Source organism: Pengzhenrongella phosphoraccumulans (genome assembly GCF_045689905.1).
GTDB classification, from domain to species: domain Bacteria; phylum Actinomycetota; class Actinomycetes; order Actinomycetales; family Cellulomonadaceae; genus Pengzhenrongella; species Pengzhenrongella phosphoraccumulans.
In genome coordinates, this window is record NZ_CP144210.1 from 2,200,288 (window position 1) to 2,213,802 (window position 13,515).

14 protein-coding genes and 1 tRNA gene are annotated in these 13,515 nt (G+C 71.7%); 6 read left to right on the top strand and 9 right to left on the bottom strand.

Translation table 11 applies throughout. The features are described from left to right. Positions 1-678, bottom strand: coding sequence for an SDR family oxidoreductase (locus VTA80_RS10150; RefSeq protein ID WP_407345380.1), 678 nt, complete (start codon positions 676-678; stop codon positions 1-3). A 472-nt stretch (positions 679-1,150) separates the two neighbouring features. On the opposite strand from VTA80_RS10150, the gene VTA80_RS10155 reads away from it, so the two are divergent. From VTA80_RS10155 to VTA80_RS10165, 3 genes are read left to right on the top strand one after another with little or no spacing between them, the layout of a single operon-like run. Further along, positions 1,151-2,140, top strand: a complete 990-nt coding sequence (locus tag VTA80_RS10155; RefSeq protein WP_407345381.1) for a methionine ABC transporter ATP-binding protein — start codon at positions 1,151-1,153, stop codon at positions 2,138-2,140. Then, a complete protein-coding gene (locus VTA80_RS10160) occupies positions 2,137-2,814 on the top strand; it encodes a methionine ABC transporter permease (protein WP_407345382.1) in 678 nt (225 codons plus the stop codon). The genes VTA80_RS10155 and VTA80_RS10160 overlap by 4 nt, the downstream gene beginning before the upstream one ends. 45 nt (positions 2,815-2,859) lie before the next feature. After that, complete coding sequence (locus VTA80_RS10165; RefSeq protein WP_407345383.1) at positions 2,860-3,717, top strand: MetQ/NlpA family ABC transporter substrate-binding protein; 858 nt, start codon at positions 2,860-2,862, stop codon at positions 3,715-3,717. A gap of 124 nt (positions 3,718-3,841) precedes the next feature. Here the strand turns inward: VTA80_RS10165 and VTA80_RS10170 are convergent, their stop codons facing one another. Both VTA80_RS10170 and upp read right to left on the bottom strand, forming a co-directional pair. After that, positions 3,842-4,147: a hypothetical protein gene (locus tag VTA80_RS10170; RefSeq protein ID WP_407345384.1), complete on the bottom strand. Its 306-nt coding sequence runs from the start codon at positions 4,145-4,147 to the stop codon at positions 3,842-3,844. A 320-nt stretch (positions 4,148-4,467) separates the two neighbouring features. After that, complete coding sequence (upp, locus tag VTA80_RS10175) at positions 4,468-5,103, bottom strand: uracil phosphoribosyltransferase (protein ID WP_407345385.1); 636 nt, start codon at positions 5,101-5,103, stop codon at positions 4,468-4,470. Positions 5,104-5,194: 91 nt separating this feature from the next. Between upp and tadA the strand changes: the two genes are divergently transcribed. Beyond that, positions 5,195-5,656, top strand: a complete 462-nt coding sequence (gene tadA, locus VTA80_RS10180; protein WP_407345386.1) for a tRNA adenosine(34) deaminase TadA — start codon at positions 5,195-5,197, stop codon at positions 5,654-5,656. Between the two features lie 16 nt (positions 5,657-5,672). Here tadA and VTA80_RS10185 read toward each other — a convergent pair whose 3' ends face one another. Next, the gene (locus tag VTA80_RS10185; protein WP_407345747.1) at positions 5,673-6,515 is read right to left on the bottom strand and encodes an NAD-dependent protein deacetylase; all 843 of its coding nucleotides are present in this window, start codon (positions 6,513-6,515) and stop codon (positions 5,673-5,675) included. A 145-nt stretch (positions 6,516-6,660) separates the two neighbouring features. Between VTA80_RS10185 and VTA80_RS10190 the strand changes: the two genes are divergently transcribed. Continuing rightward, positions 6,661-6,750: transfer RNA gene (locus VTA80_RS10190), tRNA-Ser, on the top strand. A 118-nt stretch (positions 6,751-6,868) separates the two neighbouring features. Here VTA80_RS10190 and VTA80_RS10195 read toward each other — a convergent pair. The 5 genes from VTA80_RS10195 to VTA80_RS10215 are packed head-to-tail and all read right to left on the bottom strand — an operon-like array spanning position 6,869 to position 12,393. After that, the gene (locus tag VTA80_RS10195) at positions 6,869-8,095 is read right to left on the bottom strand and encodes a hypothetical protein (protein WP_407345387.1); all 1,227 of its coding nucleotides are present in this window, start codon (positions 8,093-8,095) and stop codon (positions 6,869-6,871) included. Then, positions 8,095-8,430 (bottom strand): PadR family transcriptional regulator, encoded by a 336-nt coding sequence (locus VTA80_RS10200; RefSeq protein ID WP_407345388.1) that lies wholly within the window; start codon positions 8,428-8,430, stop codon positions 8,095-8,097. The genes VTA80_RS10195 and VTA80_RS10200 overlap by 1 nt, the downstream gene beginning before the upstream one ends. 57 nt (positions 8,431-8,487) lie before the next feature. Continuing rightward, the gene (locus VTA80_RS10205) at positions 8,488-10,686 is read right to left on the bottom strand and encodes an MMPL family transporter (RefSeq protein ID WP_407345389.1); all 2,199 of its coding nucleotides are present in this window, start codon (positions 10,684-10,686) and stop codon (positions 8,488-8,490) included. 58 nt (positions 10,687-10,744) lie between these two features. Further along, positions 10,745-11,305 (bottom strand): TetR/AcrR family transcriptional regulator, encoded by a 561-nt coding sequence (locus tag VTA80_RS10210; RefSeq protein WP_407345390.1) that lies wholly within the window; start codon positions 11,303-11,305, stop codon positions 10,745-10,747. 44 nt (positions 11,306-11,349) lie between these two features. Then, complete coding sequence (locus tag VTA80_RS10215; protein WP_407345391.1) at positions 11,350-12,393, bottom strand: LacI family DNA-binding transcriptional regulator; 1,044 nt, start codon at positions 12,391-12,393, stop codon at positions 11,350-11,352. A gap of 186 nt (positions 12,394-12,579) precedes the next feature. Between VTA80_RS10215 and VTA80_RS10220 the strand changes: the two genes are divergently transcribed. After that, positions 12,580-13,515, top strand: a complete 936-nt coding sequence (locus tag VTA80_RS10220) for a carbohydrate ABC transporter permease (protein WP_407345392.1) — start codon at positions 12,580-12,582, stop codon at positions 13,513-13,515.

The window sequence follows — 13,515 nt, forward strand, 5'->3', positions numbered from 1 at the left end:
TCAGGCCGGGTTCGTTCCGGGGTCTCCCGCCACGGCATCGATCGCGGCAGCCACCGGCACGTCACCCTCGATGAGCTCGAGCGTGCGGCCCGCCGTCCCCGGCTCGGCGAGCAGGCCGGCGAGCACGGCGGCGACGTCGTCGCGGGGGATCCGGCCGCCGGGAACCTCGGGGTCCAGCCGGACGCGGCCGCTGCCGGTCGCGTCGGTCAGCGCGCCCGGCCGGAGGATCGTCCAGTCGAGGTCGCGCCGGCGCAGGTCCTCCTCGGCGGCGGTCTTGGCGCGCAGGTACGCGACGAAGGTCGGGTCCGTGCCTGTGGGCGGCTCGGCGCCGGCGCCCATCGAGGAGACGAGCACGTAGCGGCGGATCCCGAGCAGCTCGGCGGCGTCCGCGAGCAGGGCGGCGCCGGCTCGGTCGACCGTGTCCTTGCGCTCCGCGCTGCTCCCCGGGCCCGCGCCCGCGGCAAAGACCACAGCCTCGGCGCCGGTCAGGTGGGCCGAGAGCCCGGCGGCGTCGACGCTCTCCAGGTCGACCACGGCCGCGGTGCCCCCGGCGGCGGTCACGTCGGTCGCGTGGACAGGGTTGCGGATCAACGAGACCACGTCGTCGCCGCGCGCTGCCAGCAGCCGCGTGAGCCGGAGTGCGATCTGTCCATGCCCGCCTGCAATCACGATCTTCATGGCGCCACGGTACGGGTGCGGGGCGCGGTGGTGCGACCGCTAGATGTAGTGGTCCCTTCTCGAGTTACCCCCAGATGTGCGTATCTCTGTGGACAACCGACGGGCCGCGCGAGGCGGATCAGCCCGCCTGCGGCGAGGTCGCCATCGTGCACCGGGGGTCTGACATGTCCGGCAGGTGAAACGTGGACGGGCCTCGTCTCAGCCTGTGGTCCAATGGTCTTATGTCTGGCCACCGCATCACCTGCTCGCCCTCGGCGCACGCCGCCGGGCGAATGTGTGGCATGGACTCGCGCTCCAGCTGTTGAGCTGAGCGAACGGTGACGCCCTGACCGGCGTCGGCCGCCTGCGGACGGATCACCCGTGCCGCACCCCCGTGTCCCACCCTTGCCCCCGGCTGTCGGCCGCCTTGCTCGTCGCTGTCCGCGACGGGTCGGGGCGGGCCCTTTTCGTGGACTGCACTGCTAGGAGAGTCATGACCGAACCCCAGATCCAGCTGCGGGCCCTGCGCAAGGTCTACCCCGCCAAGGGGGCCGACGTCGTCGCGCTCGACGGCATCGACCTCGACGTGCCGCGGGGGGCGATCCACGGCATCGTGGGCCGGTCCGGCGCGGGCAAGTCGACGCTGATCCGCTGTCTGACCCTGCTCGAACGACCGACCTCGGGCACCGTGACGGTGGACGGCGAGGAGCTCTCGGGGCTGCCGGAGGGAAAGCTGCGCGCTGCGCGCCGGCGGATCGGGATGGTCTTCCAGCACGTCAACCTGCTCGACTCGCGCACGATCGCCCAGAACGTGGCCTACCCGCTCGAGGTGGCCGGCGTCCCGCGCGCCGACCGTGCGGCCCGGGTGGCCGAGCTGCTCGGCCTCGTCGGCCTGGCCGAACGGGCCGAGGCCTACCCCAGCGAGCTGTCGGGCGGTCAGATGCAGCGCGTCGGCATCGCCCGGGCGCTCGCGACCGAGCCCGCCGTCCTGCTGTGCGACGAGCCGACGTCGGCCCTCGACTCCGCCACGACCCGGCAGATCCTCGGCCTGATCCGCGATCTGCGGGACCGGCTGGGGATCACGGTGCTGATCATCACGCACGAGATGGCCGTGGTGCGCGAGATCTGCGACTCGGTCACGCTGCTCGAGCACGGGCGGATCGTGGAGCACGGCGCGGTCGGCGAGGTGGTCGGCGAGTACGGCTCCCGCCTGGCGCGCGAGCTGATCCCCGTGCCCGACCTGCCGTCGGGTTTCGAGCGTTCGCTCGTCGAGGTGTCGTACACGACCGATGACATCCCGACGCACGTCGTTCTCGCGGCCGTCGCCGGGCTGGGCACGGACGTCGAGATCGCCGCCGGCACCATCGAGACGCTCGCCGCACGCCGGGTGGGGCGCCTGCAGCTCGACCTGCCGGACGGACGCGTCGAGGAGGCGCTCGTGCACCTGCGCGCGGCCGGGATCCACGCGGAGGTCGCCTCATGACCTGGCTGAGCGACTTCCTGGCCAACCCGGTGATCCAGCAGAAGTTCCCGTTGGCCACCCTCGAGACGCTCCAGATGGTGGGTGTCTCGTCGTTGCTCACCGTGCTGCTGGGGCTTCCGCTCGGGCTGCTGCTGCACTCGACCGCTCCCGGCGGGCTCACCCCGTCGCGCGCAGTCAGCTCCGTCGTCGGCGTCGTGGTCAACATCGGCCGCTCGCTGCCGTTCGTCATCCTCATGATCGCGGTCATCCCGTTCACCCGGCTGGTCGTCGGGACCTCCCTCGAGTGGAAGGCCGCCGTTGTCCCCCTGACGCTCGGGGCCGTCCCGTTCTTCGCCCGCCTGGTCGAGACCGCGCTGCGCGAGGTCAGCCCGGGCAAGGTCGAGGCTGCCCGCGTGATGGGGTCGACCCGGACCAAGATCCTTCGGGCCGTGCTCGTCCGCGAGGCGTTGCCCGGCCTGGTGGCCGGCCTGACCGTCACGGTCATCGCGCTGATCGGCTACTCCGCGATGGCCGGGGTGATCGGCGCGGGCGGGCTCGGCGCGCTGGCCATCTCCTACGGCTATCAGCGGTTCGACGTCCAGGTCATGATCGCGTGCGTCATCGTGCTGGTCGCCATCGTCCAGCTGGTCCAGGTGCTCGGCGACGCGCTCGCGCGCCGGCTCGACCACCGCTGACCCCCCACTCTTGCCCGCTCTGACTCTCGATCTGAAAGGTTCCTCATGAAGAAGCACTCGTTCGCCTGGCGCAGCACCACGGTCGCCGCCGTCGTCGCGGTCGCGAGCATGGCGCTGGCGGGGTGCGGCTCGGCCGCGGCCGAGTCCTCCGCCGGGTCGACGTCGTCCGCCGGCGTCACCACGCTCGTCATCGGGGCGAGCCCGACGCCGCACGCCGAGATCCTCGAGTTCGTGCAGAAGAACCTGGCGGCCGACGCCGGCCTGGACCTCCAGATCAAGACGTTCGACGACTACGTGCTGCCGAACACCGCGCTGGCCGAGGGCGACCTCGACGCGAACTACTTCCAGCACCTCGACTACTACACCTCGCAGGTCGAGTCGCAGGGCTACAAGTTCGACCACTTCGAGGGCATCCACATCGAGCCCCTCGCGATCTACTCCGACACCGTGGACTCGGTCAAGGCGATTCCGGACGGCGCCAAGGTCGGCATCACGAACGACCCCGGCAACCAGGGACGCGCGCTCGACCTGCTCGTCGCGAACGACCTGCTCACGCTCAACGACACCGGCGAGGAGCTGCCGACCCTGCTCGACATCAAGGACAACCCGCTGCACCTCGAGTTCATCGAGACCGCGCCCGAGCAGCTCGCCCGTGCCCTGCAGGACGTCGACGTCGCCATCATCAACGGCAACTTCGCGCTCGAGGCGGGTCTGGACCCGGCCAAGGACTCGATCCTCATCGAGTCGGGCGAGGGCAGCCCGTACGCCAACTTCCTCGCGGTGCGCGCCGAGGACAAGAACAACAAGGCGCTGGTGAAGCTCGACGCCCTGCTGCACTCGCCGGAGGTAGCGGACTTCATCACGACCCGCTGGCCGGGCGGGGAGGTCATCCCCGCGTTCTGATCTCCCGACCCAGGGGTGAGTTCGCCGTTCTGGTCTGAGTACGCCGGTATCCATCGGCGAACTCGCACCGGATCGGCGAACTCACCCTTCTTTGTGCGGAGAGGGCCGACGGCGGGTCGGGCGCTCAGTCGGGCAGGGGCGGGGTCAGGGACAGCGTGGTGGACGCGTTCGCCTTCGGCAGGAGGTCGCGGGCCAGCTCTTGCAGCGTCTCGGCGGCCTCGATGAGGTCGCGCAGCGCCTGCGGGCCGTGACCGAACGACTCGTCGACGCGGACGTGCAGGACGAACCCGGGCGCGGACGGCGCGCCGGCGACCTCCGTCGGGGTGGCCGGCCGGGCCTTCGGCAGGGAGATCGGGGTCGCAGCGGCACGCGGGTTCGGTACGGCGCTCGGGTCGGGGTGCGGGCGCTTGGCGCGCAGGTGGGTGCTCACGGAAGTCTCCATCGGATGGGGCCGGCGTCGGGCGCGAAGATTCGCGGGCGAGCTGCTGGCGGGGTTCAGTCGGACCGGGGAACAGTCAGGACTGACAGCACGTTCGATACGCGGCTGCGGGCACGCCGAGGGACGCCGGGGCGGCGTCGGGCGTGGGCAAGGGCGTGAACACCCCTGCATCGTCGCAGGTCATGTTCGTCTGACCAAGGAAAAACCGGGGAGTCTCACCCACTGGGAACCGGCGCCGACGACGGTCGACCGTCGTCGAGCCGATCGCCGAGCCCCTCCCGAGGCGGTCGACAGGCCAGCAGGCGAGGCGGTCAGACGATGCCGTACAGCCGGTCGCCGGCGTCGCCGAGGCCGGGCACGATGTACGACTTCTCGTTGAGGCGCTCGTCCACCGCGGCGACGACCACCTTGAGGTCGAGGCGGTCGCCCATGGCGTCCTCGATGAGCTTGAGGCCCTCGGGGGCGGCAAGCAGGCACACGGCGGTGACGTCACGCGCGCCGCGCTCGAACAGGTAGTTGATCGCGGCCACGAGCGTGCCACCGGTCGCGAGCATCGGGTCGAGCAGGAAGCACTGGCGCCCGGAGAGGTCGTCGGGCAGCCGGTTCGCGTACGTGATCGCCTCGAGCGTCTCCTCGTCGCGCCGCATGCCGAGGAAGCCGACCTCCGCCGTGGGGAGCAGGCGGGTCATGCCGTCGAGCATGCCGAGCCCGGCGCGCAGGATCGGGACCACGATCGGTCGCGGGTCGGCGAGCTTGGTGCCGATCGTCGAGGTGACGGGCGTGTCGATCGCGTGCGGCTCGACGCGCACCTCGCGGGTCGCCTCGTAGGCGAGCAGGGTCACGAGCTCGTCGACCAGCAGGCGGAACGTCGGCGAGGCCGTGTTCTTGTCCCGCAGAACGGTGAGCTTGTGGGCGACGAGCGGGTGATTCGCAACGTGCAGGCGCATGACCCACAACTTACCGGTCGTTGGCGGCCGGGAGATTCATCCTCGACGCGGCGGAGATGGCTGACCGGCGTCCGTGGGGAAGGATGGTGCCGTGACCTGGTCGGAGAGTGATGCGCGGTGGATGGGCGCGGCCTTGGCGCAGGCGCAGCTCGCGCTGGCGACGGGGGACGTGCCGGTCGGCGCCGTCGTCGTCGGGCCCGACGGTGCGGTGCTCGGGCGCGGCCACAACGCACGCGAGGCCGACGGCGACCCGACGGCGCACGCGGAGGTGCTCGCGCTGCGGGCGGCCGCGGCTGCCCTCGGCCGGTGGCGGCTCGACGACTGCACCCTGGTCGTCACGCTCGAGCCCTGCCTGATGTGCGCCGGCGCGACGGTGCTGGCGCGGGTCCCGCGGCTGGTCCTGGGCGCGTGGGACCCGAAGGCCGGGGCGTGCGGGTCGCAGTGGGACGTGGTGCGCGACCGACGCCTGAACCACCGGGTCGAGGTGGTCGGCGGCGTGCGCGAACCGGAGTGCGCGGACCTCCTGCGCGCCTTCTTCGCCGACCACCGCTAGCTCTCGTTGCTGGCGGTCAGGGGATCCGGGGGGTTGGGAGGCGCTCGGCCAGGGCGGTCAGGGTCTCCGAGGTGCCGGCTTCGAGCTTCAACGTCGCCAGCTCGTCGCCGCGGGTGGCACCTCGGTTGACGATCACCACCGGTCGGCCGGCCTTCGCGGCGTGCTTCACGAACCGGAGGCCCGACATCACGGTCAGGCTCGACCCGGCCACGAGCAGCGCGTCGGCGCTGTCGACCAGCGCGTAGGCGCGGGCGACGCGCTCCTTGGGCACGCTCTCGCCGAAGTACACGATCTCGGGCTTGAGCAGGCCGCCGCAGGCGTCGCAGTCGGCCACGGTGAAGTGCGCCGTCGTGGAGATGACGGCGTCGGCGTCGGGCGCGATCTCGATGTCCGCGACGCGGCCGACCGAGTCCGCGAAGCCCGGGTTGAGCGCCTCGAGCCGCTCGGCCAGCGCGGTGCGGGAGATGACCTGGGCGCAGGTCAGGCAGATGACGCGGTCGTACCGGCCGTGCAGGTCGATCACGTTGCGGGTGCCCGCCTCCTCGTGCAGGAGGTCGACGTTCTGGGTGATCACGCCGACGACGACGCCCCGTTCCTCGAGCGAGGTCAGCGCGCGGTGACCGGCGTTGGGCCGGGTGCGGTGCACGTGCGCCCAGCCGACGTGGTTGCGCGCCCAGTAGTGCCGGCGGAACGCGGGGTCGGCGACGAACTGCTGGTACGTCATCGGGGTGCGCGGTGGCGAGTCGGGGCCGCGGTAGTCCGGGATGCCGGAGTCGGTGGACAGGCCCGCGCCGGTCAGCACGGCCAGGCGCAGACCGGCCAGGACCTCGATCGCCTCGGTGACGGTTGCGGCGACCATCGGGGCCGCGGTCGCGGCGCTGGAGGGGGTGGCTGTTGTGGGCTGCAGGTCCGGGAGCGTCACTCGGTGAGCCTACGACGGACCTCCGCCGACCAGCAGGAGGGCCGATTCGGTCAAACCGCAGGGACCCGGTATCGTTCCCCGCGGTGGCGTGTCCGAGCGGCCTAAGGAGCACGCCTCGAAAGCGTGTGTGGGGGAGACTCCACCGTGGGTTCAAATCCCACCGCCACCGCCAGACGGTCCTGACACAGCTCGGGGTCTTGACATGACAGAACCCCTCGCGGGAAGTCCGAAAGGCTTCCAGCGAGGGGTTTCGTCGTTCCCCGAAGTGCAGACCGGCGGCGCAGCGCGGCTCAGGGCAGCGCGGGGTAGGGCGGTTCGACGGGCCACCCTGCCGTGACGCCGTCGGGCACCGGACCGAGAAGTGGCCGGAGCGCGGACGCCGGGCGGTCGACGGCGGGGAGCCGCCCGCGAGCGGCGATGTGCCACACGTCGCTGATCGCGAGGTCGGACGCCGCGACGCCGCGGGACACGGCCAGCGCCACCAGCGCGCCGGGCAGCAGCACGAGCGCGGCGGCGCCGAGCGCCACGCTCGGCCCGAGGACGAGTCGACCGCTGATCTCGAGGCCGCCCACCGCGATGATCGTCGTCGCCCAGAAGGTGAAGTTGAGCGTGCCCGAGCGGGACAGCGCGTGCGGGACCCGGTGCGGCTGCCCGGGGCACGATGCCGCAAGCCGGTCGAGCCGACGTCGGGCCACGACGGCGCCGAGGAGCCCGAGCGCGAGCGCCACCGCGAGGATCGAGGCCGCGACGGGCCAATGACCGCCTATCGGGGCGACGACGAATTCGACGTTGCGCACCACGTCGCCGTCCGCCGAGACGACGTGGTCGGAGACAACGGTGAGCACCTTCGGCGAGAGCGCGACCGACAGGGCCGACGTCGTGGTCGCCGCGGCCAGGAGCCCGACCACCCAGGGCAGCACCGATCGGGCCGTGGCGCGTGGTCGGGGTACGTCCTGCTCGACGAGCACCCCCTCGACCAGGCGTTCACCCGGCTGCGGGGCGATGTGCTTGAGCCGAGCGCGTTGCCGGACCACTTCCGGCCACAAGACCAACGACGCGAGCAGGGCGAAGCAGATGAGCCCGACGAACCACCACAGCGTGCTGGCCGACTCGGTCCGCTGGATCACCAAGACGGCGTTGAGGAGCACCACCCAGCTGAACAGGCCCTGCCGCAGGGGGAAGAGGAGCCCGTCGATGTCGTCGAGCGCCCAGGCGCGGTAGGGCCCCGGGATCCGGCGGTCGAACACCCGGTAGAGCAGCCACGCGGGCAGGGGAGGGTGCTCGCGCCACCGTGTCGCCCACCCGCCGCGTACGAGGTCGAGCGCGGCCCGCCACCCCAGGCGGTGCGTGTCGGGTGCGGCGAGGTCGATCACGAGGCCGGACAGCTCCGCACCGCGCAGCGCACGCCAGCGGCGCGGGTAGGCCCGCAACCAGAACGCGACGCTGCGCGCGAGCGCGGGGTCGCACGACCCGACCGGCTCGGTCGTGCCCGACGACGCCGCCCCCGGCGCCGACATCAGGCGCCGCCGAGGGCGGGACCGGCGCCGAGAACGGACCGGGCGCGCCGGTTCAGGGCCCGCAGGCGGGCGGTCTCGCCGACGACGGCGGCCGACCCGGCGTCGGTGAGCCGGTAGTACCGGCGCAGCCGCCCGTCGACCACCTCCTCGCCGCACGCCTCGAGGAGGCCGGCCGCACCCATCCGGTCCAGCAGGCCGTACAGCGTGCCGGCACCCATCCGGGTCGCGCCGTCGGACAGGTCCAGCACCGCATGCACGATGCCGTACCCGTGCCGCGGCCGCTCGGCCAGCGACAGCAGCACGAGGTAGGCCTGCTCGGTGATCCTGAATCCCATGTGCGATATATATCGCTTCACGAGTGGTGAGGGCAAGACCCGAGCGGTGCGGCTGCCTCAGACCTCGCTCGGGACGGGGGTGCCCGACGGGGTCGGGGCGTCGTCGTCGGTGCGCAGGTTCTTGCCCTCCATGTCCAGGTCGGGCAGCAGGCGGGCGAGCCAGCCCGGCAGCCACCAGGCCCGCTCGGCGAGCAGCGACATCGCCGCCGGCACCAGGGTCATGCGGACGACGAACGCGTCGATCGCCACCCCGGTGGCCAGCCCGAAGCCCATCAGCTTGATCGCGGGGTCGTCGCTGAACACGAACGCGGCAAAGATCGAGGTCATGATGGCCGCGGCCGCGGCGACCACGCGGGCGCCGTGGCTGAACCCGCTGACCGTGGCGTCCCGGGCCGACGCGCCGTGCACGAAGTCCTCACGCATGCGCGAGACGAGGAACACCTCGTAGTCCATGGCGAGCCCGAACAGGATCCCGATGATCAGGATGGGCATGAAGCTGAGCAGCGGACCGGGCACCGCCAGGCCGACGGTGCTGGACAGCCAGCCCCACTGGAACACGGCCACCGCGATGCCGAAGGTGGCGCCAACGGTGAGCAGGAAGCCGAGCGTGGCCTTCAGGGGCACCAGGATCGACCGGAACATCAGCATGAGCAGCACGAAGGACAGCCCGATCACCACGAGCAGGTAGATCGGCAGGGCGTCCGCGAGCTTCTGGGAGACGTCGACCCCGACGGCCGTGAAGCCGGTGACCGACACGGTCGCGGTGGTCGAGCCGGCCACCTGGTCGCGGATGGCGTTGACCAGGTCGGCGGTCTTCGGGTCGGACGGTCCGGTGGAGGGAATCACCTGCAGCAGGGCCGTGGTCCCGCTCGGGCTGACCGTGGGGGGCGTGACCATGACGACGCCGGGCGTGGCGGTGAGCTTGGCGGTCACCGCGGCCGCGTCCGCGGTCAGGGTGTCGGCGCTCGCGGCGTCGATCACGACGACCAGCGGCCCGTTGCTGCCCTCGCCGAAGCCCCGGGTGATGAGGTCGTAGGCGACCCGCGCGGTGGTGTGCGCGGGTGCGTGCCCGGCGTCGGGCAGCGCGGTCTGCATCGACAGCACCGGCACCGCCAGTGCGCTCAGGCCCAGCACGCCGACGACGAGCACGACGACGCGGTGGTGGGTGACGAGCTCGGCCCAGCGGTGGCCCAGGAGCTTGGGCGACTCCTCGGCACCCAGTGCGGCCCGGGCGGCGTCGGGGTCGCGCAGCTTGCGCGGCAGCACGCGGCGGCCGGCGAAGCTCAGCAGTGCGGGGGAGAGGGTGAGCGCGACCAGGACGGCGACCAGCACGGTCGCGGCGGCGGCCAGGCCCATCTTGCTGAGGAACCCGATGCCGACGACGGTGAGCGCGGCCAGCGCGATGATCACCGTGGCGCCGGCGAACACCACGGCGGAGCCGGCGGTGCCGACCGCCCGCCCGGCGGCCTCCTCCGGCTCCATGCCCTCGAGCAGGTTGTGGCGGTGGCGCGAGACGATGAACAACGAGTAGTCGATCCCGACCGCGAGCCCGAGCATGATCGCCAGGATCGGCGTGATCGCGCTGAACGAGATGATCCCCGACAGCGAGTACAGGCCGGCGACCCCGACCCCCAGCCCGATCAGCGCGGTGAGCAGGGTCATGCCGGCCGCCACGAGCGAGCCGAACGTCAGCACGAGCACGAGGGCGGCGATCAGCACGCCGATGCCCTCGGTGCCGCCGACGGCGGGCTCGCCGCTGGCGATGTCGCCACCGTGCGCGACCGTGAGGCCCTGGTCCACCACGGTGGCGCCGATCGCGTTGAAGTCGGCCTTGGTGCTCTTGGCCAGCTCGTCGATCGGCTTGGTGAACTGCACCCGGACGACGGCGACCGAGCCGTCGGGCGAGATCTGGCCGGTCTGCGCCGGGTCGAGCACCGCGGCGACGTCGGGCAGGAGGCCTGCCTCGGCCGTGATCGCGGCGATCGCCGTCTGGCCGGCCGGGTCGGTGACCGTGCCGCCCTCCGGAGCGGCGACGACGATGCTACCGCTGCCCCCGGCGGCCCCCGGGAACTGCGTGGACAAGGAGTCCAGGGCGCGCTGCGCCTCGGTGCCGGGAATCGTCACGCTGGATGTCGACGGTCCGGACAGCAGGGCCGCGCCGAGTCCGAACCCGGCCAGCAGGACGATCCAGACGGTGAGCACGATGCCGCGATGCCGGAACGATCCCCGGCCGAGCCGATAGAGCAGGGTTGCCACGTGAACTCCAAGAAGGTGAGGACCGACGGTCGGTCGGGGGAGAGGGAGGAGGGGGCGGTCAGCCCGGGGGCGCGTCCGCCGGCAGGCCCAGGGTTCGCAGCGCGACGGTGACGAGCGTGGGCTGCAGCTGCTCGGGCGACAGGCCGGTGGGCTGGGTGCAGGCCGCGGCGGTTCCGACGATGACCATGACGGCTGCGATCCGGCGCTCGGCGTCGGGATCGTCGCCTGCGAGCGCCTCCACGAGCTGCTCGTACTGCAGGCCGATGGTGTGGAAGTGCGGGTCCTGCAGCAGCAGGCACTCGGTCTGCAGGATCGCGACCGCTTCGCGGTAGGTGACCGCCAGGTGGGTGTAGCCCTCGAGGGCGGCCCGGCGGGACTGCTCGGGCGGCAAGGTGCCCAGCCGCTCGATCAGCGCCGTCAGGTCCGCGGCGGCCGGGGCGATCAGCTCCGCCAACAGGGCTTCCTTGCTGGCGAAGTGGTACAGGACGGAGGCCTTGGAGAAGTTGATCTCGTGCGCGATGTCCGCCAGCGAGGTTCCTCGATAGCCGTAGTCGCTGAACAGCCGGGTCGCGGCGGTCAGGATCTCGCGCTTGGTGTCCGCACCGGTCCGTCGAAGCATGCGTACAGCGTGCGCGACCGATCGGTCAGGTGTCAACCGATCGGTCAGGACCTCACCCGTGGCGGGGCTGTGCTCTGGCGCACGACGAGCCGCGAGCCGACGAGCGTCCGGCCCGGCAGGCTGCGCCGCGCGCTGATCTGGCGCACGACGAGCTCGACGCAGCGGCGGCCGACCTCGGCGAAGTCCTGGTGCACGGTCGTCAGCGGCGGGGTGTACGCGTCGGTGTCCGGCAGATCGTCGAACCCGACGACGCTGACGTCGTCGGGCACGATCCGGCCGCGCTCGTGGAAGGCGCGCAGGAGGCCGAGGGCCATCTGGTCGTTCGCCGAGAACACCGCGGTGCAGGTCGGCTCGTCGGCGAGGCGCAGGCCCGCGACGTAGCCGGAGTGGGCCGACCAGTCGCCGCGCAGCACGTCGGGGACGTCGCGGCCGTGCTCGCGCAGGGTCGTCGCCCACGCCGCGGCGCGCCCGCCGGCCGCGAAGGACTCCTCCGGCCCGGCGAGGTGCCACACGGTCCGGTGCCCGAGCTCGAGCAGGTGCTCGACCGCCTGCCGCGCGCCGTTGGCCTGGTCCGTGTCCACCACCGCGTACTGCTCGCCCGCGTTGGAGTCGACGACGACGACCGGTACCCCCGGCGGCAGCCGCACGGTCCCGGAGTCGAGCAGGTGCACCTCCATCACGACGACGATCGCGTCGACGGCGAGCTCCCCGAGCCGCGTGAAGGCGCCGTGCACCTCGTCCTGCGTATGGGCCTGGACCGGGATGAGGGTGATGGCGTAGCCGGCGCGCGCGGCCGACGTCGCGATGGCCTCGAGCGTGCGCATGTTGCCGGTGGTGGCGAGCGTGAACAGCAGCACGCCGATGGTGCGGAAGTGGCCGCTCTTGAGTGCGCGGGCGGCGCTGTTGGGCCGGTAGCCGAGCTCCTCCATCGCGGTCAGGACGGTTTCTCGGGTGGCGTCGACCACGCCCGGGTAGCCGTTGGACACACGGGAGACCGTCTGGGTGGACACGCCGGCGCGGTGGGCGACGTCGGCCATGGAGACCCGTCGGCCGCCGCTGGCGTCCACGATCGCTGGCTTGCTGGTCACTGGCTTCCTGATCGCTGAAAGTGCTCGCGTGCCGGTCGCCCGGGAGGGCGGCTCGACCGGGCCCTGTTGACCCGGCGCCCGTTTTGGTGACACTATCGCGTCACCGATGTTTACGTAAACACTCCGCGCAGGTCGCAAAGATGTTTACGCAAACATCAGTCTTCCAACGGAGCAAGGACGCAGCCAATGACGACACGGTCCACCGCAGGCGCTGCCGCGGTCAGCACCCGCCGCGCCGCGGCGCCCGCAGCTCGGCACCAGAAGCAGACCTGGGTCGGCTGGGGCTTCGTGGGTCCGTTCATGGGCGTGTTCGCGCTGGTCTTCCTCGCGCCGATCGTCTACTCGCTGTACCTGAGCCTGTTCCGCAACCAGCTGGTGGGCGGCAACGCGTTCGTCGGCCTGGCGAACTACGAGCGGGCGTTCGCCGACCCGCAGCTGTGGTCGTCGGCCGCGCGGGTGTCGCTGTTCCTCGTGGTGCAGGTGCCGATCATGCTCGGCATCGCGCTGCTGGTCGCGCTGGCGATCGACAGCGGGCGCCTGTACGGCACCAACTTCTTCCGGATCTCGATCTTCATGCCGTACGCCGTGCCCGCGGTGGTGGCGACCCTGATGTGGGGCTTCATGTACGGCACGCGGTTCGGCCTGGTCGGCAACCTCAACGACGCCCTGGGGATCTCGCTCCCCGACCCGCTGGCCCCGGCCCTCGTGCTCGCGTCGATCGGCAACATCGTGACCTGGGAGTTCGTCGGCTACAACATGCTGATCTTCTACTCGGCGCTGCGGGTCATCCCGACGTCGCTGTACGAGGCGGCCGAGATCGACGGCGCCGGGCAGTTCCGCATCGTCCGGGCGATCAAGCTGCCGGCGATCCGCGGGGCGCTCGTGATCGCGACGATCTTCTCCATCATCGGCAGCTTCCAGCTGTTCAACGAGCCCAGCATCCTGCAGAGCCTGGCGCCGAACGCCATCACCACCAGCTTCACCCCGAACCTCTACGCCTACTCGCTGTCGTTCTCGGGTCAGCAGTACAACTACTCGGCGACGGTCGCGATCATCATGGGAGTCCTCACGATGATCGTCGCCTACGTCGTCCAGCTGCGCGGCATGCGCAAGGAGGCGTGA

What these genes read in the sequence shown, in the direction of transcription:
- VTA80_RS10150 (WP_407345380.1), bottom strand. Translation starts at nt 678, where the DNA reads ATGAAGATCGTGATTGCAGGCGGGCATGGACAGATCGCACTCCGGCTC.
- VTA80_RS10155 (WP_407345381.1), top strand. Translation starts at nt 1,151, where the DNA reads ATGACCGAACCCCAGATCCAGCTGCGGGCCCTGCGCAAGGTCTACCCC.
- VTA80_RS10160 (WP_407345382.1), top strand. Translation starts at nt 2,137, where the DNA reads ATGACCTGGCTGAGCGACTTCCTGGCCAACCCGGTGATCCAGCAGAAG.
- VTA80_RS10165 (WP_407345383.1), top strand. Translation starts at nt 2,860, where the DNA reads ATGAAGAAGCACTCGTTCGCCTGGCGCAGCACCACGGTCGCCGCCGTC.
- upp (WP_407345385.1), bottom strand. Translation starts at nt 5,103, where the DNA reads ATGCGCCTGCACGTTGCGAATCACCCGCTCGTCGCCCACAAGCTCACC.
- VTA80_RS10185 (WP_407345747.1), bottom strand. Translation starts at nt 6,515, where the DNA reads ATGGTCGCCGCAACCGTCACCGAGGCGATCGAGGTCCTGGCCGGTCTG.
- VTA80_RS10195 (WP_407345387.1), bottom strand. Translation starts at nt 8,095, where the DNA reads ATGTCGGCGCCGGGGGCGGCGTCGTCGGGCACGACCGAGCCGGTCGGG.
- VTA80_RS10200 (WP_407345388.1), bottom strand. Translation starts at nt 8,430, where the DNA reads ATGGGATTCAGGATCACCGAGCAGGCCTACCTCGTGCTGCTGTCGCTG.
- VTA80_RS10210 (WP_407345390.1), bottom strand. Translation starts at nt 11,305, where the DNA reads ATGCTTCGACGGACCGGTGCGGACACCAAGCGCGAGATCCTGACCGCC.
- VTA80_RS10220 (WP_407345392.1), top strand. Translation starts at nt 12,580, where the DNA reads ATGACGACACGGTCCACCGCAGGCGCTGCCGCGGTCAGCACCCGCCGC.